Raw genomic sequence first — 18,686 nt, 5'->3', positions numbered from 1 at the left:
CCCGCCCCCTTAGCCAAGCCTGATGCGCCGAGACGTCTGTCGCCGCGTGCGCCGCTGGATCTGCTTTTTCTGTTCTGCTGCATCCTCCTGACGGCTGACGTGCTCGTCCCCGAGATCTTCGGCCACGGCAAGACCAAGGATTACGTGCTCTGGTACTGGGCCGGACAGCAGGTCTTGCAGGATGGGCCGCTCTATCCTGCCACGGCCCGCGACTATTTCGACTTCATCTATCCACCGCTCCCCGCGATCCTGCTAGCGATCCCGAGCTGGTTCGGCAAAATCCCGCTCTATGTCGTCCTGTCGATCTTGAATGCTGTGGCTTGGTGGTACACCGGGACGCTCTCCCAAGTCATGGCCGGCTCGCACCGCAAGCCTGGACGCTGGCTGGAAGCGCTGCCGGTGCTGGTGACCGTGGCCTTCGTGTTCGACATGTTCGATCTCGGCCAGCCGAATCTCGTCCTGCTCGCGATGATGCTCTATGGCTTCTGGAGCCTGCGGCATCAGCGGGCGTGGCTCGCCGGCTTCCTGTTCGCGCTCGCCGCCGCCATCAAGGTGTTTCCGATCGCTGTGCTGCCGTATCTGCTTTGGCGGCGGAAGTGGGCCGCCCTCGTCAGCACGATCGCCTTCACCGGCATCCTGCTCTATGTCGTGCCGGCGCCGATCCGCGGTTTCGAGCGCAATGCGGCCGAGCTTGCGGTCTGGTATCAGGGCATGGTCGGGACGAGCTCGGAAAAGGGCTTTGGCCAGCGCGCGGAGCAGAACTGGTCATGGGTCAACCAGTCCCTCATTGCCGTCACGCATCGCCTGGTCCGTCCGATCAACTACAATCAGGACGATCGCAACAAGCCGCCGCGGACGATGAACGTGATCGACGTCGATTACCGGACGGCGAACTGGATCGTGCTGGCGCTGTCGGCACTGCTTGGGCTCGGCTTCGTCGCGATCATGCCGCGGGAGGCGCAGCGGACCGAGCGCTCGGACGCCGAGGAGCTCGGCATCCTGTTTTGCCTGATGACGGTGGCCTCGCCGCTGGCACGGCAATACTACTTCATGTGGCTGTTCTTCCCGATGACGGTGCTGATGTATCGCGCCGCCTTCGACGCGCGGGCGCATGTGCGCCTGGGAACCTGGCTCGCCCTGGGCGCCGCCGGCATCCTCATGCTGCTGTCGCTGCCGTGGTTTCCCAAGGTCATCCAGGCCTGTGGCAACAACCTGGCTGCGACGGCCGTCCTCGCAGGGTGTCTCGCCTGGCACATCCGGCATCCGGCGGTTGCGGCTGGCCCCGAGGCCGCGCCGGCGTTAAAAGCGCAGACACCTTGAGACCCCGCAATCAGGAACACGACAATGTCCAACACGCAGCTTCAATCCGTGCTCGACCACATCGACAAGGATTTCGACAACAGCCTGGAGCGCCTGTTCTCGTTGTTGCGGATCAAGTCGATCTCGGCCGATCCGGCCTTCGCGGATGATTGCAGGGCTGCGGCCCAGCATCTCGCCAAGGACATCGCCAGCTTCGGTGTCGCGACCGAGGTGAGGCCGACCGCGGGCCATCCCGCCGTCGTCGGCAGGACCGGAGCGGGCGGGCGGCCGCACGTGCTGTTCTACGGCCATTACGACGTGCAGCCGGTCGATCCGCTCGATCTCTGGCACCGTCCGCCGTTCGAGCCCGTCGTCGCGGATCATGCCGACGGCCGCAAGATCATCGTCGCGCGCGGCGCCGAGGACGACAAGGGGCAGGTGATGACCTTCGTCGAGGCCTGCCGCGCCTGGAAGAAGGTGACGGGCTCGCTGCCGGTCGACGTCACCTTCCTGATCGAAGGCGAGGAGGAGGTCGGCTCGAAGAATTTCGTGCCCTTCATCGAGGCCAACAAGCACGACTTCAAGGCAGACTACGTGCTGGTCTGCGACACCAGCATGTGGGACAGCAACACGCCGGCGATCACGACCTCGCTGCGCGGGCTGCTGTATGAAGAGCTGAAGATCACCGCGGCCAACCGCGATTTGCATTCCGGCGTGTTCGGCGGCACCGCGATGAACCCGATCCGGGTGCTCACGAAAATACTAGGCGGCCTGTTCGACGACGACAACCGCATCACCATCCCCGGCTTCTATGATGGCGTGAAGGAGACGCCGCCCGACATCCTGGAGCAGTGGAAGAAGCTCGATTTCACGCCAGAGACCTTCCTCAAGCCGGTCGGACTGTCGCTCCCGGCCGGCGAGAAGGGCAGGCTCCTGGTCGAGCAGGCCTCGACGCGTCCGACCTGCGACGTCAACGGCATCTGGGGTGGCTATATCGGCGAAGGCTCCAAGACCGTGATCCCGTCACATGCTTCGGCCAAGGTGTCGTTCCGCCTCGTGCAGGGCCAGGATCCCGCGAGAATCCGCAAGGCCTTCCGCGATTACGTATCGGCGCGCATTCCCGGCGACTGCAAGGTCGAGTTCGGCGACCATTCCGCCGCGCCTGCGGTCGCGCTCGACTGGACCATGAAGCCGCTCGCCGCCGCCAGCAAGGCGCTGGCCGAGGAGTGGGGCAAGGAGACCGTGCTGATGGGCTCGGGCGCCTCGATTCCAATCGTCGCCGACTTCAAGCGCACGTTGGGCCTCGACTCGCTGCTGGTGGGCTTTGGCCTCGACGACGACAACATCCACTCGCCGAACGAGAAATACGACCTGCGGAGCTTCCAGAAAGGCATCCGCTCCTGGGCAAGGATCCTCGCCGCGCTGGCGGAGGTGAAATAGGCTGGGTGCGGTAGGGTGGATAGCCGAAGGCGTAATCCACCAACTTCGTTCCGCGTTCGCTGAAACATGGTGGATTACGCTTCGCTAATCCACCCTACGAAGCCCTGAAACAAAAACGCCGCCCGGGATTGGGCGGCGTTTCATTCCAAAAGGCGTAGAGGTTCGTTGCGCGCTACTCTACACCAGATCCAAAATATCTCAAGTCCTGTAGCCGGGATTGACGCGGTCGAGCTTGCGCAGCAAGGGCGGCCACACGAGGTTGGTGGCGCGCAACTCGGCGCGGTCGCGGTTCGACAGCAGTTCGGTGTTCTTGTCGATCGCGATATCGTCGACCGGATAGACCGGCGTGCCCAGCGCGCGCGTGCGCACCTGCATCGAGCAGGCGCGCTCGAGGTGATACATGCGCTCGAAGGCGGAGGCGACCGAGCGGCCGACCGTGAGCGTGCCGTGGTTGCGCAGGAGCATGTGATTGTGGTCGCCGAGATCCTTCTGCAGCCGCGGCCGCTCGTCGTGGTCGAGCGCAATGCCTTCATAGTCGTGATAGGCGAGGTCGTGGGTGACGAGCTGGGCAGTCTGGTTCAGCGGCAACAGGCCTTCGGCGCTGCTCGACACCGCAGTGCCGTCGAGCGTGTGGAGATGCAGCACGCAGATCGCGTCCTCGCGCACCTCGTGGATCGCCGAATGGATGGTGAAGCCGGCCGGGTTGATGCTGTATTCGCTCTCGGAGAGCTGGTTGCCGTGCAGGTCGACCTTGACGAGGCTCGAGGCCGTGATTTCCTCGAACATCAGTCCGTAGGGGTTGATGAGGAAGTGATGGTCGGGACCGGGCACGCGCGCCGAGATATGGGTGTCGACCAGATCGTCCCAGCCGTACAGCGCGACGAGGCGATAGCAGGCGGCGAGATTGACCCGTTGCTGCCACTCCGCCTCCGTCATGTTCGACGGCACTTCCCTGAGGCGCGCTTCCGCTGGCGACATGGCTGGTCTCTCCGAAACATCGTTGTTGCGGGGCGGAAACCTAGTCTTGCTGCGGGCTGGCAGCAAGACGGCCAAAAGCGCGGCAGTTCAGCGTAGCCCGCATGAGCGCAAGGGATAGGCGGGGGGCTGCCCGAAGGTCCCGGATGTGTGGCGCTCATCCAGGCCACGACTGCGTTTTTCTTGGGCAGCCCGGAGACCGAAGAATTTACGGCGCCGGGATCGACAGCAGGCTGGAAATGCCGCGGCCGCGGATGTCGTAGACGCGGGCGAACACCACGTCGTCTCGCTTGATCTCGACCATGACGGGCGCGGTGAGGCCCTTGCAGTAGAACTCGCCGAGCGTCATGGCGAAATCGGCCGCGTTGGAATCCCAGCCGATGGTGAAGTCGGGCCCGAGCGCGACCTGAGCCGGGCGTTGCGGACCGCAGACCGCGACCTTCCATTTGCGGTTGCTGGGCGGCACTTCCTGGCGCTCGACGAGCTGCTCGCGCAATTCGTCGGAGGCCTGCTTCAGGGCGAGGCCCCAATAGTCCAGCATGAAGCGGTCGTCGGCGCCGCGAACGGTCCCCGCGATATGGTTGAAATGCGTGTATTGGTAGGGGTGCAGCCGGATCATCTCGGCGAGCGACAGCGCGAGGCCGAAGCAGAAGGTGGCGAGCACGACCGGCTGCCAGGTGCGGTGATTGGCGCGCAGGCGCTCCATGGCCCAGGCGAACGCGACGCCGCCGAGCACCGCCATCGGCGGGATCACGAAGACGAAATGACGGATGCCGTTGTACAACGCCGGGCGCTTCACCATCGCGATCGCGAGCGGCAGGGTCGCAGCCAGCGTCAGCATCAAGAGGATGGTCTTGCGGCGCGCCGGAACCCCGCGTCGCGGCAGCATGGCGAAGGTGCTGAACACGGCGCCGGTCGTCAGCACCAGCATCACCTCCGGCAGCTGCAGTGCGAACAGCGTCGGCAGATAGGACCAGGGCATGTCGGGCACCGACACGATCGCGCCGTCGAACATCTCCTTCCACGGCTTCTCGAAGAAATGCGAGAAGTAGGTCAGCGCATCGAAGGGATTGCCGGGCTCCATGATCGACCACGGCCAGATCAGGCCCATCACGAGGTAGCCGAGCACGAGGCCGGGCAGCAGCACATAGACGACATGGGCAAAGCGGCGGACCGACTCGCGCAAACCCTCAGTGCGCAGTTCCTCCAGCAGCAGCGGTATGAAGCCGAGCACGGCGTAGACGAGTGCGAGCCCGCCGAGAATGCGGCAGCCGAGCGAAAGACCGGCACCCAGGCCGACGATGAGGACCGTGCGCGGCGACGGCCGCGGATATTCCTCGGCGAGACGGACGAGGCCGAGCATCAGGATGATCATGGCCACCGCGAAGGGCGCATCCTTCGGGTTCATGAACATGTGGCCGTAGAAGATCGGGCAGAGCGCGAGCAGCAGGAGCGAGGCAAGACCCGCAAGAGGTCCGCCGACGCGGCGGCCGAGCCGCCACGTCACGGCAAGGCCGATCACGCCGACGATGGCCCCGACCAGGCGGCGCGTCTCGAACAGCTCGAGCGGGATGACCTTGTGCAGGAGGGCCGCGACCATGTCGAAGCCGCCGCCATACATGTAGAGATTGGCGAAGGAGAGCGCCGCGGTGTCCTTGAAGCCGGAACCGAACATGCGCAGCAGCAGGTCGGCGTATTCGGCGTGGGTGTAGTCGTCCCAGCCGAGCCCGTAGTCGCGGAACGTCAAGCCTGCGATGACGGCGACCGCAGCCAGCACCAGCATGGCGAGATCGTCGCAAGTCCGCTCGACCGAGCGCCGCAAGGGCGTGTCGATCACCGAAGTCGTGATGGATGTCATAGCGGTCGGTGCCCCGGGATCCCCTCTTGGCCCTGCCGGTGCGCGCGGGCCTGCTCCCCGGACTCCCTATAGCGCAGTTCCATTACCAAGTAATTGGGCATTATAGCTAAAATCCTGATGCGACGCAGCAATTCCCGTTCCTCGGAGGACCCTGAGCAGTACCGAGCCGGAGCTGAAGGGAATGTGAATAAGTCCCTGATTTCCTTTCCTTTAGGAACACCGCCTACAATTGGCCGTTGGCGTGGAACATCGTATGACGGTATCGTGGCGTAGCGGTTGTCGCGTGTGGATGCGCGGCCGGGGGTGAGTTCGATGAGCTTGGCATTGTTGATCGTGGGGATTTGCGCCCTCCTGGCGGGTCTCCTTGCGGTCATTTTCGGCCTGACGATCAGGGAATTCAGCCTCGGCGGAACTCTCATAATCTCCGGCGTCATCGGCGTCTGCTCCGGAATGTTACTGGTCGGCCTGTATCTCGTGCTGCTCGAGCTCAAGGGCATCGCTCGCCGGCTGGCCGCCGCGATCGCGTCCGATGTTCGGGTCAGGCCCGTGCTGCCGGGCCTCGCCGTGTCAGGCACGGTCACGCCCGAGCCGGCGCCGCCGCCACCACCACCCGCAGGCCCGCGGCCGTGGCAGAGCGAAGCTGCCGCGCGCGAGCGTCCGCGGGTCGAGGGGCCGCAGGAGGCCGAAGCTCCTGCGCCGCCACCCGCCGCGGAAGCGCCGCGCCGGCGCAACCTGCTGTTCACCTCGACCTCGCGCAAGGAGCGCGAGCGCGCGGAGAAGGCCACCGAAGGCGCGGCGTCGCAGCCACCTGCGGAGGAGCCCGGTGAGGCGCCGGACCATCCGCCCGCGAGCTTTGATGCGGCCTGGCCGAGGCCGGATCGTATGCGCCCGCAGGAGCCGCCGGCTCCTCCCCCGCGCCGTCCGCCGCCGCGCTCCCCCTCGACCTTTGCGGAGGCCGCCCCACCGCCTGCACCCGAACCACCGCCGCCCGTCGAGCCGGCACCCGTGACCGTGCTCAAATCCGGCGTCGTCGACGGAATGGCCTATTCGCTCTATTCCGACGGCTCGATCGAGGCGCAGATGCCGGAAGGCATGATGCGCTTTGCCTCGATCGACGAGCTCCGCGCCCATCTCGACCAGCGCGGTTGAGGCTGCCGCGCATAAGTAAAGCAGCGCCGTTCACCAGTAATCAGCACATCATCGTCCGTTATCTTATTTGAGCCGAATGTATTGTTGACATGGAATACTCCGGCGTCGTCAATCCCGTGAGACGCAAGGTGGAGGGAGGGCGGCCGATGTCGGACGCGGGGGCCAGGAATTTCATCGAGCTGACGGCAAGCATCGTGTCGGCCTATCTCAGCAACAATCCCACGCCGGCGGCTGAGATTCCGAACCTGATCAGCCAGGTGCATGGCGCTCTGGTGCGGGTGTCGTCGGGCCGCGCCGAGGCGGCGCCGCTCGAGCCCGCCAAGCCGGCCGTGTCGCTGAAGAAGTCGATCGCGCCCGATTATCTGGTCTGTCTGGAAGACGGCAAGCGCTTCAAGTCGCTGAAGCGCCATTTGCGCACGCAGTACAACATGACGCCGGAGCAATACCGCGAGAAGTGGGGCTTGCCGGCCGACTATCCCATGGTCGCCCCGAACTATGCGGTGGCGCGCTCGCAGCTTGCCAAGCAGATGGGCCTCGGACAGCAGCAGCGGAAGCGGAAGTGATTTCCTACGTCGCTTCCGCGAGCGCCTCTTTGGCGTCGGTCTTGATGCGCTCGACCATCGAGCGCAGGCCATTGGAGCGCTGCGGCGTCAGATGATCGCGAAAGCCGAACTCGTTGAACACGGCGATCGCGTCGGTAGCGAGGATCTGCTGCGGCGTGCGGCCCGAATAGAGCGCAAGCACGATCGCAACCAGCCCGCGCACGATATGCGCGTCGCTGTCGCCGCGATATCTCAGGATCGGCTCGCCATTGCTGCGGTCGACCAGCTTCTGGAGCCAGACCTGGCTGACGCAGCCCTGCACCTTGTTGGCGGCGGAGTGTTCCGCCTCCGGCATCGGTTCCAGGGTGCGGCCGAGCTCGATGACATACCGGTAGCGGTCATCCCACTCGTCCAGAAGCTCGAAATTGTCCCTGATTTCGTCGATCGTCGTCATGTTGGCCCGTGTTCGCGTTCAGGCCAATATAGGGTTGCGAAGCCGTGAAATCGATAGGGTTTGGCCGCTAATTCGCTGGCCCTGGGCCGCGCCATTCCAGCGCGAGGTCGTCCTGGGTCAGGGTATCGCCCGGCGCCTCGCTTGCGGCACCGTTGCCTTCGCCGGCCATGGCGATCGAGCCGGTATGGTCGGGCGCCTTCTTGTCGGTCTTCTCGTTCTTGTCGTTGGTGATCTGCTCTTTCTTGTCGTTGATGATCTGGTAGAGCTTCTTGGCGCCGTCCTGGGCCCGCTGGCCGATGATGGTCGCGGCCTGTCCGCCGACCTCGCAGGCGGCCGGCTGGCGCTTGCAGAAATGGGTCATGTCGGAGACGGCCGCAGTCGCAGCCTGCACCGCGTCGGCGGCGCCGATCTGCGGCAGCTTCTCCGATTCGGGCGTCTTGTCCCGCGGCAGGAGCACCAGCACCAGCCCGAGCCAGAATGTGATGCGAAGCAGAAAGCGCATCTTGCGACCTGTCCGTTAGATTCCGCCCGCGGCGATCTCCGCGGAAGTCGGACCTAGCAACTCTCGATAAATCGCAAGTGATTGCCTTGAGCTTAATTCGCGGAAAATTTGCGCAGGATTCTTCGAAGCCGACGGTGTCGTAAATTTTCGATTGACGCCCGCGCTCGTGATCCCGCCGGCCGCCCCGCATCCACCAATTCGAAACCATGCGCAGGAAGGTGAAACCCTGTGTTCACCATCCCGACCGAAGACGTCGCCAAATCGTCTAAAAAGCTTCGCGATCGCGCGGTGTCCGGCCGCACGCGGCGTCGCCTTAGCACTCGTTTAAGGTCGCTCTGACACGGTGGCTCAACGACAAGGAGGCGTTCCGGCGCGTCTTCCAAGAGACGATTGAGCCGAAGCGCGAGACCCGTGACAGTTTTGAGTATCATCCGCGATTGTCTCGATGCGCTGCTGCATCCCTCCGCGCGCTACGATGCGCTGATGCGAGCGCGCCATCGTGCCTTCATGGCGCCGCGGCTGCTCGGCAGCCTGGCCGCCTTTGCCGCATTCCCGGTTTATCTCGCCATGCGCGGTGCGCCGAGCGCGGTCGAGGTCGCGGCCTTTGCCTGGCTGATCGCGCCCATCATGCTGGCCTGGTTCCTGTCGCGCACCGGGCGCTACGAAGGCGCGCATGTGCTGTCGTCGCTGGCGCTCGCCGGCCTGATCATGGCGGTCGCGGTCACGACGGGCGGGATCCAATCATTCGCCGCGGTCTGGCTGATCGTGGTTCCACTCGAAGCCGCGCTGTCGGCCTCGCGCCGCGTCGCGGCTTTTGCCTCGCTGCTCGCGCTGTCCTGCGCCGGAATGCTGATCCTGATCAGCCAGCTCGGTTGGCTGCCGGTGGAGGAGCCGAGCGCGGCGGAGCGCGGCGTGCTGATGGCCTTCGGCATCGCGTCTGCGACCCTCTATGCCGCAGGGCTCGCCTTCGGCGCGGAATCGCTCGCGCGCACCAGTGTCGCGCTCTTGTCGCGCGAGGAGGAGCGTTACCGCCTGCTCGCGCGCAACATGAGCGACGTGATTTCGCGGCATCAGCGCAATGGGGCCGTGCAGTTCATCTCGCCGGCGGTGGAGGCCATGCTCGGCGTGCAAGTGGCGCAACTGCTCGGCCACGGCCTGTTCGACCGCGTCCATGTCGCCGATCGGCCGGCCTATCTCACCGCTCTGTCGGATGCGGCGCGCGGCGACGTCGCAAGCGTCGAGTTCCGCTTGCGGCGGGAGCCCGTTGGTTCCGAGCGCGGTGAGGTCGATTTCATCTGGGTCGAGATGCGCTGCCGCCCGCTCGACCTGGATCTCGGCCGCCAGGATACCGATCGTGACACAACCCGCGAAGCCGAAGTCGTCGCGGTGATGCGCGACGTCACCGACCGCAAGCTTTTCGAGCAGGCGCTGGATCAGGCGCGCAGCGCCGCCGAGACGGCCGATGCCGCCAAGACGCGCTTCCTCGCCACCATGAGCCATGAGCTGCGCACGCCGCTCAACGCCATCATCGGCTTCTCCGAGATGATCGCGCAGGAGCAGAGCCTGATGCTGGGGGCGGCCCAGCGCAAGGAATACGCCCAGCTCATCAACGATTCCGGCCAGCATCTGCTGTCGGTCGTCAACGGCATCCTGGACATGTCGAAGATGGAATCGGGCAATTTCGAGATTGCGTCCGAGCCGTTCGCACCGCGCGCCTCGCTGCTCCATTGCTGCAATCTGCTGGCGCTGAAGGCGCGGGAGAACGGCATCGACCTGATCACCGACGCGCCGCAGGACCTGCCCGTCATGACCGGCGATCCCAGGGCATTCAAGCAGATCGTGCTCAACCTCGTCGCCAATGCGATCAAGTTCACCGAGCGCGGCGGCCAGGTCTGCGTATCAGCCGCGGTGTCGGGTTCGCAGCTGACGCTGCGCGTCAGCGACACCGGCGTCGGCATCGCGCCCGACGACCTCAAGCGCATCGGCGCGCCGTTCTTCCAGGCCGGCAGGACCTATCAGCGCCGTCACGAGGGCACCGGTCTTGGACTTTCGATCGTCAAGAGTCTCGTGGCGTTGCATCTCGGCGAATTGACGGTACAAAGCAGGTTGGGAGAGGGCACCGCCGTCACCGTCAAGCTGCCGCTCGTCTACACGCCGCCGCAAATCAGGCCGGCCCATGACAAGGCGAGCGAGGGCAAGATCGCGACGCTGACGCCGGTGCTGCGCCAGGACCTTCAAGGTCAGGACCTTCACGACCAAACTCACGACCAGTCTCAGGACCAACCCGCTCTGGTGAAGAAAAGTGCCTAGGAAGTCTGCAAAGGACGAAGCCGCTCCGCGCCGTCGTGGCGCCAAGGCCGCGGTCGTCGATGTCGAGACCGAGCGCAACCTCGTGCTGCGCGTGCTGCTGCACAGCCCCAAGGATACGCTGGCCGGCCTCGTCGCCGCCGCCGCGATCAGTGCGATCGTTGCCAACGCGCTGTTCCTCCAGACCGGCCGGCATCCCGCGCCGATGTTCGGCACGGTGATCAATCTTCCCGCGCCGTCGTCCGTGCCGCTGGCGAACCCGATGCCGCGCCCGCGGCCCGTCGGCGCCGATAGCTCGCCGCTCGAGCCGCGCGCGACGGAGTTCCGCGTCGAGCCCAAACCTGCCGAGCGTGCCGTCGAGAAGGCGCCCGAAAAGCCGGTCGAGGCGACCGCTTCGACGCGCGCGAGCGATCCGATGACGAACCTGGTCAAGGCGACCACCTCGGCGCCGCCCGCGGCCCTGCGTCCGCCGGCGCCGATTCCGGCGCAAAGCCCGGCCGCGCGGCGTATCGCCGGCGTGCAGCGCGCGCTGTCCGAATATGGCTACGGCAATCTGAAGATCACGGGCACGATGGGCGGCGAGACCCAGTCCGCGATCCAGAAGTTCGAGCGCGAGCACAAGATGCCCGTCACCGGGCAGGTGTCCGATCGGCTGCTGCGCGAGCTCGGCGCTGCGATCGGCCATCCCGTCGAGTAGTCGTACCGCCTGTCATTGACGCCGATCAATTCCGCATAGTGCGCGTCCGCACATCAGCTCGGCGTCCGCGGGCGCGGGATTTGCTGGGGATCAATGACGGCCGGCGGATTTGGGGAACATGATCGCTCATCCTCATCAGGGAAGAGAGAGGTCGTCATGTTCAAGGTTTCGATTCTGGTCTGGATCATGTTGGGAACCACGTTGGCTGGAATCAGTCTGATCGTGGTGCTGATGGTGCCGAGCCTTGCGGCGGATGCCATCAAGAACATTCCCTACGCCGTGGCCGTTGGATTCGCGCTGGCGATGCCGCTGTCATATTTCGTCGCGACCCAGATCCGCGGCGGCCAGGAGAGCACGCGCAAGGCGTGAGACGGACGAAGTGAGGCTGGCGTGAGACCTCGCACTCGCCTATCGTCGAATTCATGCGTTTGAAATCCAACATTTGGGTGGCGGCTTACTTGCGCCGCTGCCAGACCGAGGGCGTGTTCGGCGCCGTGCGACGCCGCGGCGCCGAGGAGGCGGGCGCGGTGTTCGTCAAGGTGTCGCTGCTCGACGGCAATGCGATGCTGTACGCGCCGGCGCCGCAGACCGTCTATGACGACGGCCGGCCCATCGATCGCTTCTTCGTGCCCGTCTCACCGCAGCCTCTGCCGGAGCACACGATCGAGGAGCGGCTGACCAAGGAGATCCGCTTCGATTCCGACGCCTGGATCGTCGAGACCGAGGACCGTGCCGGACGGCATTTTCTGGAACTGGCGAAGGTGTAACTACTGCCGTGTCCCGGACAAGCGGCAACGCGTCAGCGTTGCCGTGCAGAGCCGGGACCTAGAAAGCAGCATGAATCGACGCGGCGAAATGGGCCCCGGCTCTGCAGCGCACCGCCGAAGAGGGCGCTGCGCTGCGTCCGGGGCACAAGGGGAAACGTGTCGCTTGCTGCATTGCCAATGACGAGCTGGGGAGACGTCATGCGCCTCACACATACGGTCAGCGCCTGAGCGCGAGCTATCAGCGATCCGACGAACCGGTGCCCTTCCGCACCGTGTGGCTGGAGCCGGGCTGCGCGCCCGGCCGCGTCTGGCTCGCGCCCGCACGCGCGCGCTGGCGTTCGCCGTCATGCAGTGCTGCCTGGTACTTTGCGCGCGTGACGGCGAGCGTCGAGCCGCGCCAGGCCGCCAGCATCACCAGCGCCGAGCGCTCGGCGAGGCGGTCGTAGAGCCGCGACAGCCGGTACACGGCGTTCACCGACGTCCCGATCTCCGGCTTGAAGAACAAGAGGATGCGCTGGAAGACGGGGCTCGGCATGTCGAGTGCGCGCGCGGCGACCGCGAGCGCCTCGCCGCTGGTATCGTCGGCGATCTGGGCTGCGACGCGCGAGGGCAGGATCAAGCTGTCGCCGAGCTCGAAGGTGAAATTCTCGACGTCGCCCGCGATCGCCGCCATTTCCAGGATCTGGATCGCGCGCTTGGCGCGCACGGTCGGGATGCGGGGGGCGGCCTTCAGCGGGGTCTGTGCCAGATTGTGCAGGATCAGCGCGCGCTCGGAGGCGCCGGCGCGGAAGAACATGTCGTGGATCTCGGCCGCCTCCTTCGGCTGCATCGCCATGTCGGCGGTGATGCGCTGCTCGGGCTCGGCCGGCCCGCGCGCCGGAGAGGGAGGTAATGGAACCCTGCGGCCTTCCTGTGCCGCGACCAGCCCGAGCTTCTGCAGGACCGGGACGGGCGTGTGCGGATAGACCGCGAGCCGCGCCTTGACGGCCGCGCGCGTTGCATCGTCGACCTGGTCGATCAGCCGCGTGGCGAGCTCGACGAACTGCCGCTGCTCGTCCTCGCTGTGGGTGCCGGTCTGGACATACAGGTCGGTCAGCACGCGCAGCAGCGTCGGACGGACGTCGACACCTTCGCGACGGGACAGGTTCATCAGCCCGTCGAATCCGGGAAACAGCGACTTGGTCATGGAGGCGTACGCAACTCGGAAGAGATACTTGCGAGCGAGCCTAGCGCAGGTTCTTTTAAAGCCTCGTTAAGGAAAATGAGGCGTGAAGCCGGCCCTGCAATTCAGGGCATTGTCGTACCGCAACGGGACGGCGCGGCGCGCCCGTGCGGTTACGGTCCAAGGGCGCGCGTTTACATCCCGTTAACCATGAACTGATCTTAATGATCGCCACGTTGCAGAGGCGCGTTCGGTCGCACGGCAATTGAGAGAGCTGACATGGGGACCATCATCGAATTTCCGGCCGGTCGCCGGGTGGGCTCGCCGGGGGATGTCGCTCCGCGCGCGGACATGGGAACGGTCGTGATCCTTCCCGTGATCCGGATCGAGCGTGAGGCGGACGAAACCAGCGGCGATCGCGGGCCGGAGCAGGGCGCAGCGCCGGGGCGCCGTCGTCGCCGCCGCTGACATCCGGCTTCACGCAATGCCGGAATCCGTCCGCCAGATCCGGCCCGTCCTCTCGGCCGTCCTGCTCACGCTGCTTGGCGCGGGGCTGTGCGCCTGCAGCGGCGGCGATTTCGGCCGCACCCGCGCCGACATGCGCAGCGACGACATGCACCGCTGGCTGGGCGCGGAGGTCACCTCCAGCGTCGGCCTGCAGCCCTCGCAATTCCAGCTCACCGACGAAGAGCGCCAGCTTCGCGATCTCGCCTATCCGATGATCGAGCCGCCGCTGTCGCGGCCGGCCTGGAAGAGCGTGTTCGGTGACTACAAGGCGCTGCCCTCGCCCTGGCGGCAGAAGGTCGTGTTCGACCGCACCATGTACGGACGCACGCTGATCGACGAACCGCACCGCTCGCATTCCTCGCGCTATGCGCAACTGATCGAGGACGTCCGCAACGACATCACGCGGTTCGAGCCGTTCTTCGCCAGCGCGATCCGCGTCATCGATCTCGACAGGAAGCGCGATGCCAGCATGGCGCGCGTCTCCGCGCTCTCGCCAAGGGAGAGGGACGATGCGGTCGCGCGCATGCAGGAGAACTCGCTGATCGTCCAGTGGGTGCAGCAGTGCCTGGAGCAGCGCATCTCGTCCTACCGCTGGGCGCTGGAACGCCTGGTGATCCAGGCCCCCGACGGCATGGCCGCCGATGCCGACCGCCTGATCGGCGAGCTCGCCGCCCAGACCGCCAATCCCCCGGTCGCGGCACAGCCGCCCTACGGCCGGGCGGTCGTCTCGAAGGGCTGACCATACAACCCGCTGCCGGCCGAGCGCAGCCATCTCGCCCTTGCGGCCAAGTCAGCGAAGCAAGCCTGAAGCCGCCGCCACCTCATGCCGGCCGCAGCCGCCTGGCCTGTTAAGGCATCCGGGAACCGCCTTGATTGCCCTTGTCCTTCCGTACGGTCCGGATAGGATGGTCCCGTTTCATCAAGTTATTTTTTCAAAGGTTGTTCGAGATGCGCTTGGACGCCATTGGTCCATTTAAGAGCCGTCTGGACCTTACCCCACGCCAACTGCTGACCCTTGCCCTTCTGCTAGGGTCAACCGGCTCTGCAACTGCGCTGACCAAGGAAGCGGCGCTCGAGAATTGCCGGATGACGGTCGGCAGGCCGATCGTGCAGGCCTGCATGCGCGCAGGTGGAGGGCCGGCCGGCGGTGCCAATCTCGAAGCTTGCCGCGCCAAGGCCTCGCCCCAGGTCAGGGCCTGCGTGATGGCGGCACTGAATGCCGCCAATGGCCGCGCCAATGTCGCAGTCGAACTTCCCAAGGAAATGGCACCCAAGCTCGAGGCAGGCACCGCGCTGCCGAAGGATTTCGTCGCGCCGCCCCGCAGCATCGCCGACATCACGGCGATCCTCGACGGCGACAAGCCCGACGAGAAGACGATCGCGAAATTGAAGTCGGACGCCGAAGCCGCACCGACCGGCAAGGAATCCCGTCAGGATCTCGCGGAGCTCTATTTCGATCGCGCCAACGCGCGCGCGCAGCTCGGCCGGCTCGCCGAGGCGATGTCCGACGCCGACAAGGCCGTGGAAGTCGGGCGCGGCGCCGTCAGTCCGAATTTGCTGGCGCGGATGTTGCAACTTCAGTCGCTGCAGCACGCTCTGGCGGGGGACCCGAAGCGCGCGCTCGAGATCATGCAGAGGCTTCTGCGCGAAGCGGCCAGTATGCCGGGCGCCAAGGGATGGCAGTTCAACACCAACCGCGGGGTCGCGGCCGTTCTCATCCAGATGGGCGACGTCGCACAGGCTGAAGCCTATCTGCGTCGCAGCCAGACCGCGATCCAGGAGGCCCGGACCAGTGGCCATCCCAATTGGCGATCGGCCTATTCCAGGTTCGGCCAGAGCTGGGAGGGCGAGCTGGAGCTGGCTCGCGCCCTGATTTTCGAGGCGCGCGGACAGTTTGCCGACGCCGAGACCGCGTATCGCAATGCGGAGGTGCGCAAGCGCGCAAGCACGAAGGCGATCATGGAGTCGGACAACGCGCCGGCGGAAACACTCCTGCAGCAGGCGATCGACGGCACCGTGTTGAACCAGGCGCGGATGAAGGCGAAGCAGGGCCGGCTCGCCGAGGCCGAGACGGACGCGCGTCGCGCGCTGCTCTCGCGCCTGAAGGACACCGGCAAGTACAATCCCGTCACGCCGCGTTTCGTGATGGGGCTGGCGGGCATTCTGGTCGATCAGGGCCGTTACGAGGAGGCCGAGAAGCTCGGTCGTGTGGCGCTCGAGATCAACAAAAGCGTGGGTGTGCCGGAGGACTCGCAGACGACGGTACAATTGCTGTCGCAGCTCGCCGGCATTCTGACGCTTCGGCGCCAGAACGCCGAAGCGAACGAGATGTTTGCGAGGATCGACAAGGCCGTGGCCGGCTGGGATCCGCAGCGCCGTCAGGTGTTCGAACTCAATCCGTCCCGGATCCTCTCGCTTTACGGCTCCGGTCAGTTGGACGCAGGCATCGCCGCGGCCGAGCAGCTGGTGAAGAAGCAGGTCGCCCGGGTCGGCGAGAATCATTTCGACTCCGCCTCGGCGCGCGGCACGCTGGCGGTTGGACTGATGCGCGCACGCCGCGATGCGGAAGCCATCCGGGAGTTCAAGGCTGCCATCCCGGTCATGGTGGCGAGCGCCGGAGAAAACGCCGACGATGAGAACACGACGGTGGTGGCCGCGCGCAGCCAGCGGCTGCAGACCATCGTGGAGAGCTATCTGCTGCTGCTTGCCAGGGCCGTAGGAACCGGTAAGGAGGTCGGCGAAGAGACGTTCGGCCTCGCTGATGCTGTCCGCGGCCGTTCGGTGCAGCAGGCGCTGGCGGCTTCGAGTGCGCGTGCGGCGGCAAAGGACCCTGCGCTTGCCGAGCTCGTGCGCAAGGAGCAGGACCTCACCAAGCAGGTCAATGCCCAGCTCGGCACGCTCAACAACGTGCTCGCGCTTCCCGCGGCGGAACGGGACGAGAAGGGCGTTGCGCAAATCCAGGCTTCGATTGGCGCCTTGCGCGGGCAGCGCGACAAGGCGCGCCAGGAGATCAAGCAGAAGTTTCCGATTTACGCCGATCTCGTTTCGCCCAGGCCGCCGAGCGTCGCCGAGATCCGCGCCACGCTGGCCGACGATGAGGCCATGCTGTCGTTCTATTTCGGCCAGAACGGCAGTTTCGTCTGGGCCGTGCCGAAGTCCGGGCCGGTGGCGTTCGCCGCCGTCCAGGCCAGGATCGGCGACATCGAGACGAAGATCCGCAAGCTGCGCGAAGCGCTCGAGCCGCAAGCTGCGATGATCTCCGACATTCCGCCCTTCGACCTCAAACTCGGCCACGAGCTCTACGAACTGCTGCTCAAGCCGGTCGAGAGCGGCTGGAAGCCGGCCAGGAACGTGATCGTCGTGACCAACGGCGCGCTGGGATTGTTGCCGCTGTCCCTGTTGCCGACGGCGCCGGCGGAAGTGTCTGCCGACGAGGACCCGCTCTTCATCGGTTATCGCAATGTGCCGTGGCTGGCGCGAACCCATGCCGTGTCGACGGTGCCTTCGGCGGCGGCGCTGCGCACGCTGCGGCAATTGCCGCCGGGCAAGCCCGGCCGCGGCGACCTCGTGGCCTTTGGCGATCCCTATTTCAACAGCGAGCAGCAGGTCGAGGCGGAAGGCGGAGGCGAGAAGATTCAGGTCGCCGACGCCGGCGGCAACATCACCCGCGGCGGCCCGCTGAAGCGGCGCAACAGTCCCAAGCTGGAAGGCGTCGACAGCGCCGAGCTCGGCCTCCTGCCCCGTCTGCCCGATACCGCCGACGAGTTGAAATCGATCGCGCTCGCCTTGCAGGCGGACCCCTCCAAGGTGCTGTTTCTCGGCAAGAGCGCGACCGAGAGCGCGGTGAAGACGATGAATCTGTCTGGCTTCAGGATCCTGGCCTTTGCGACCCATGGACTGGTCCCGGGCGAGCTGAACGGGCTGACGCAGCCGGCGCTCGCTTTGTCGTCGCCGGCGGTGACGGGTGAGGGCGGCGACGGCCTCCTGACCATGGAGGAGATCCTGGGCCTCAAGCTGGATGCGGACTGGGTCATCCTGTCGGCCTGCAACACCGGCGCTGGTGCCGGAGCAGGAGCGGAGGCGGCATCGGGGCTTGGGCGCGCATTCTTCTACGCCGGAACGCGGGCGCTGCTGGTGACGAACTGGTCGGTCCATTCACAGTCGGCGCGGCAATTGGTGACCGACCTGTTCAAGCGTCAGGCCGACGATCCCAAGCTGTCGCGCAGTGAAGCGCTGCGGCAGGCGGCGATGGCCCTCGTCGATGGTCCGGGCTACCTCAACAGCGAAGGCAAGACCGAGTTTGCCTATGCGCATCCGCTATTCTGGGCGCCCTACACCATCATCGGCGATGGCGGCTTGCGTTGACGAACGGGAAGGGGGCAGGGAAATGAAGCGGAAAGTCTTGTTGAGCCTCGTGGCTGCAGGTTTGTCGTTCTCGACACCGTCGCGCGCCACGCTGTTGATCACGGAGGAGGAAGCGAAATTGCCGCCGCCGAAGGGAGCGGTTGCCGTCGATCAGCGCGGCATCCTGCGCGGTCCCAAGGTCGAGTTCGTCTCGCCGGGCGGCTCCGCGAGCTCACCTCTCCGGCTGGTGCTGAAATTTCAATCCTATGGCGGGGCAAGGATCGATCCGGAGTCGGTCAAGGTGATCTTCCTCCGGTCGCCGAACGTCGACCTGACCCCTAGGGTCAAGCCGTTCGTGGCGCCCGACGGCATCAACATGCAGGATGCGGAGCTGCCGCCCGGCGAATACACGGTGCGCGTCGATATCAAGGACAGTGATGGCCGGCCTGGCACGACTGTATTCACCCTGAAGGTCGCACCCAAGTGACGTGTCCTTACTGCCGGTCCGAGAGTGCAGAGGGCGCGCTGGTTTGCGCCTCGTGCGGGCGCGACATCGCCGTCCCCGCCACGCTGCTCGCGGAGCGCGACGATCTCCTGCGCAAGCGCGAGGAGCTGCGCGATGAACTGCGGCGGGCCAGGGACGAGGTCGAAGCCATCATGAAGCGGAGAAAGTCGCGCTAGCG

The 18,686-nt window shown here is 65.8% G+C and carries 18 protein-coding genes; 13 read left to right on the top strand and 5 right to left on the bottom strand.

The window, feature by feature from the left end; all coding sequences use genetic code 11:
* Both H1B27_RS05470 and H1B27_RS05465 read left to right on the top strand, forming a co-directional pair.
* A partial coding sequence (locus H1B27_RS05470; protein WP_246515191.1) for a glycosyltransferase family 87 protein occupies positions 1 to 1,320 on the top strand: 1,320 nt, incomplete at its 5' end.
* 24 nt (positions 1,321 to 1,344) lie between these two features.
* The gene (locus tag H1B27_RS05465; RefSeq protein ID WP_061878023.1) at positions 1,345 to 2,739 is read left to right on the top strand and encodes a M20/M25/M40 family metallo-hydrolase; all 1,395 of its coding nucleotides are present in this window, start codon (positions 1,345 to 1,347) and stop codon (positions 2,737 to 2,739) included.
* Positions 2,740 to 2,937: 198 nt separating this feature from the next.
* On the opposite strand, the gene H1B27_RS05460 is transcribed toward H1B27_RS05465, so the two are convergent.
* Positions 2,938 to 3,717: a class II aldolase/adducin family protein gene (locus H1B27_RS05460; protein ID WP_061878022.1), complete on the bottom strand. Its 780-nt coding sequence runs from the start codon at positions 3,715 to 3,717 to the stop codon at positions 2,938 to 2,940.
* 205 nt (positions 3,718 to 3,922) lie between these two features.
* The gene (locus H1B27_RS05455) at positions 3,923 to 5,572 is read right to left on the bottom strand and encodes a glycosyltransferase family 39 protein (RefSeq protein WP_061878021.1); all 1,650 of its coding nucleotides are present in this window, start codon (positions 5,570 to 5,572) and stop codon (positions 3,923 to 3,925) included.
* Positions 5,573 to 5,884: 312 nt separating this feature from the next.
* Here H1B27_RS05455 and H1B27_RS05450 point away from each other — a divergent pair, with 312 nt between their 5' ends.
* Positions 5,885 to 6,721, top strand: coding sequence for a DUF308 domain-containing protein (locus H1B27_RS05450; RefSeq protein WP_197965274.1), 837 nt, complete (start codon positions 5,885 to 5,887; stop codon positions 6,719 to 6,721).
* Between the two features lie 146 nt (positions 6,722 to 6,867).
* The gene (locus H1B27_RS05445) at positions 6,868 to 7,284 is read left to right on the top strand and encodes a Ros/MucR family transcriptional regulator (protein ID WP_061878641.1); all 417 of its coding nucleotides are present in this window, start codon (positions 6,868 to 6,870) and stop codon (positions 7,282 to 7,284) included.
* 4 nt (positions 7,285 to 7,288) lie between these two features.
* Here H1B27_RS05445 and H1B27_RS05440 read toward each other — a convergent pair whose 3' ends face one another.
* Together H1B27_RS05440 and H1B27_RS05435 are read right to left on the bottom strand one after the other, a co-directional pair.
* The gene (locus H1B27_RS05440) at positions 7,289 to 7,717 is read right to left on the bottom strand and encodes a SufE family protein (RefSeq protein ID WP_061878019.1); all 429 of its coding nucleotides are present in this window, start codon (positions 7,715 to 7,717) and stop codon (positions 7,289 to 7,291) included.
* 67 nt (positions 7,718 to 7,784) lie between these two features.
* The gene (locus H1B27_RS05435) at positions 7,785 to 8,219 is read right to left on the bottom strand and encodes a DUF5330 domain-containing protein (protein WP_197965273.1); all 435 of its coding nucleotides are present in this window, start codon (positions 8,217 to 8,219) and stop codon (positions 7,785 to 7,787) included.
* 411 nt (positions 8,220 to 8,630) lie between these two features.
* Between H1B27_RS05435 and H1B27_RS05430 the strand changes: the two genes are divergently transcribed.
* The 4 genes from H1B27_RS05430 to H1B27_RS05415 all read left to right on the top strand — a co-directional run bounded on the left by H1B27_RS05430 (position 8,631) and on the right by H1B27_RS05415 (position 11,990).
* Positions 8,631 to 10,529: a PAS domain-containing sensor histidine kinase gene (locus H1B27_RS05430; protein WP_197965272.1), complete on the top strand. Its 1,899-nt coding sequence runs from the start codon at positions 8,631 to 8,633 to the stop codon at positions 10,527 to 10,529.
* Positions 10,522 to 11,223: a peptidoglycan-binding domain-containing protein gene (locus tag H1B27_RS05425; RefSeq protein ID WP_061878016.1), complete on the top strand. Its 702-nt coding sequence runs from the start codon at positions 10,522 to 10,524 to the stop codon at positions 11,221 to 11,223. The genes H1B27_RS05430 and H1B27_RS05425 overlap by 8 nt, the downstream gene beginning before the upstream one ends.
* 156 nt (positions 11,224 to 11,379) lie before the next feature.
* Positions 11,380 to 11,592: a hypothetical protein gene (locus H1B27_RS05420; RefSeq protein WP_061878015.1), complete on the top strand. Its 213-nt coding sequence runs from the start codon at positions 11,380 to 11,382 to the stop codon at positions 11,590 to 11,592.
* A gap of 53 nt (positions 11,593 to 11,645) precedes the next feature.
* Positions 11,646 to 11,990 carry a DUF1491 family protein gene (locus H1B27_RS05415; protein WP_197965271.1) on the top strand — a complete coding sequence of 115 codons (345 nt, stop codon included), beginning with the start codon at positions 11,646 to 11,648 and terminating at the stop codon, positions 11,988 to 11,990.
* 238 nt (positions 11,991 to 12,228) lie between these two features.
* Here H1B27_RS05415 and H1B27_RS05410 read toward each other — a convergent pair whose 3' ends face one another.
* Complete coding sequence (locus tag H1B27_RS05410) at positions 12,229 to 13,176, bottom strand: DUF2336 domain-containing protein (protein WP_197965270.1); 948 nt, start codon at positions 13,174 to 13,176, stop codon at positions 12,229 to 12,231.
* 255 nt (positions 13,177 to 13,431) lie between these two features.
* Here H1B27_RS05410 and H1B27_RS05405 point away from each other — a divergent pair, with 255 nt between their 5' ends.
* The 5 genes from H1B27_RS05405 (at position 13,432) to H1B27_RS05385 (ending at position 18,684) form a co-directional block, all read left to right on the top strand.
* Positions 13,432 to 13,620, top strand: a complete 189-nt coding sequence (locus tag H1B27_RS05405) for a hypothetical protein (RefSeq protein WP_061878012.1) — start codon at positions 13,432 to 13,434, stop codon at positions 13,618 to 13,620.
* Between the two features lie 16 nt (positions 13,621 to 13,636).
* Positions 13,637 to 14,398 (top strand): hypothetical protein, encoded by a 762-nt coding sequence (locus tag H1B27_RS05400; RefSeq protein ID WP_061878011.1) that lies wholly within the window; start codon positions 13,637 to 13,639, stop codon positions 14,396 to 14,398.
* A gap of 347 nt (positions 14,399 to 14,745) precedes the next feature.
* Positions 14,746 to 18,024 carry a CHAT domain-containing protein gene (locus H1B27_RS05395; protein WP_246515189.1) on the top strand — a complete coding sequence of 1,093 codons (3,279 nt, stop codon included), beginning with the start codon at positions 14,746 to 14,748 and terminating at the stop codon, positions 18,022 to 18,024.
* Positions 18,025 to 18,046: 22 nt separating this feature from the next.
* Positions 18,047 to 18,490 carry a hypothetical protein gene (locus H1B27_RS05390; RefSeq protein ID WP_061878010.1) on the top strand — a complete coding sequence of 148 codons (444 nt, stop codon included), beginning with the start codon at positions 18,047 to 18,049 and terminating at the stop codon, positions 18,488 to 18,490.
* Positions 18,487 to 18,684, top strand: a complete 198-nt coding sequence (locus tag H1B27_RS05385; protein WP_061878009.1) for a hypothetical protein — start codon at positions 18,487 to 18,489, stop codon at positions 18,682 to 18,684. Before H1B27_RS05390 ends, H1B27_RS05385 begins: the two co-directional genes overlap by 4 nt.
* Positions 18,685 to 18,686: the final 2 nt, after the last annotated feature.

This window comes from Bradyrhizobium diversitatis (genome assembly GCF_016031635.1).
Taxonomy (GTDB): Bacteria; Pseudomonadota; Alphaproteobacteria; order Rhizobiales; family Xanthobacteraceae; genus Bradyrhizobium; species Bradyrhizobium diversitatis.
This window is presented reverse-complemented; position numbering and strand designations above follow the sequence as displayed.

Bases quoted from the DNA above. Each gene is read 5' to 3' on its own strand.
- H1B27_RS05435 (WP_197965273.1), bottom strand. From the start codon at position 8,219: ATGCGCTTTCTGCTTCGCATCACATTCTGGCTCGGGCTGGTGCTGGTG.
- H1B27_RS05465 (WP_061878023.1), top strand. From the start codon at position 1,345: ATGTCCAACACGCAGCTTCAATCCGTGCTCGACCACATCGACAAGGAT.
- H1B27_RS05460 (WP_061878022.1), bottom strand. From the start codon at position 3,717: ATGTCGCCAGCGGAAGCGCGCCTCAGGGAAGTGCCGTCGAACATGACG.
- H1B27_RS05400 (WP_061878011.1), top strand. From the start codon at position 13,637: ATGCCGGAATCCGTCCGCCAGATCCGGCCCGTCCTCTCGGCCGTCCTG.
- H1B27_RS05445 (WP_061878641.1), top strand. From the start codon at position 6,868: ATGTCGGACGCGGGGGCCAGGAATTTCATCGAGCTGACGGCAAGCATC.
- H1B27_RS05440 (WP_061878019.1), bottom strand. From the start codon at position 7,717: ATGACGACGATCGACGAAATCAGGGACAATTTCGAGCTTCTGGACGAG.
- H1B27_RS05410 (WP_197965270.1), bottom strand. From the start codon at position 13,176: ATGACCAAGTCGCTGTTTCCCGGATTCGACGGGCTGATGAACCTGTCC.
- H1B27_RS05455 (WP_061878021.1), bottom strand. From the start codon at position 5,572: ATGACATCCATCACGACTTCGGTGATCGACACGCCCTTGCGGCGCTCG.
- H1B27_RS05395 (WP_246515189.1), top strand. From the start codon at position 14,746: ATGACGGTCGGCAGGCCGATCGTGCAGGCCTGCATGCGCGCAGGTGGA.
- H1B27_RS05450 (WP_197965274.1), top strand. From the start codon at position 5,885: ATGAGCTTGGCATTGTTGATCGTGGGGATTTGCGCCCTCCTGGCGGGT.
- H1B27_RS05415 (WP_197965271.1), top strand. From the start codon at position 11,646: ATGCGTTTGAAATCCAACATTTGGGTGGCGGCTTACTTGCGCCGCTGC.
- H1B27_RS05390 (WP_061878010.1), top strand. From the start codon at position 18,047: ATGAAGCGGAAAGTCTTGTTGAGCCTCGTGGCTGCAGGTTTGTCGTTC.
- H1B27_RS05405 (WP_061878012.1), top strand. From the start codon at position 13,432: ATGGGGACCATCATCGAATTTCCGGCCGGTCGCCGGGTGGGCTCGCCG.
- H1B27_RS05420 (WP_061878015.1), top strand. From the start codon at position 11,380: ATGTTCAAGGTTTCGATTCTGGTCTGGATCATGTTGGGAACCACGTTG.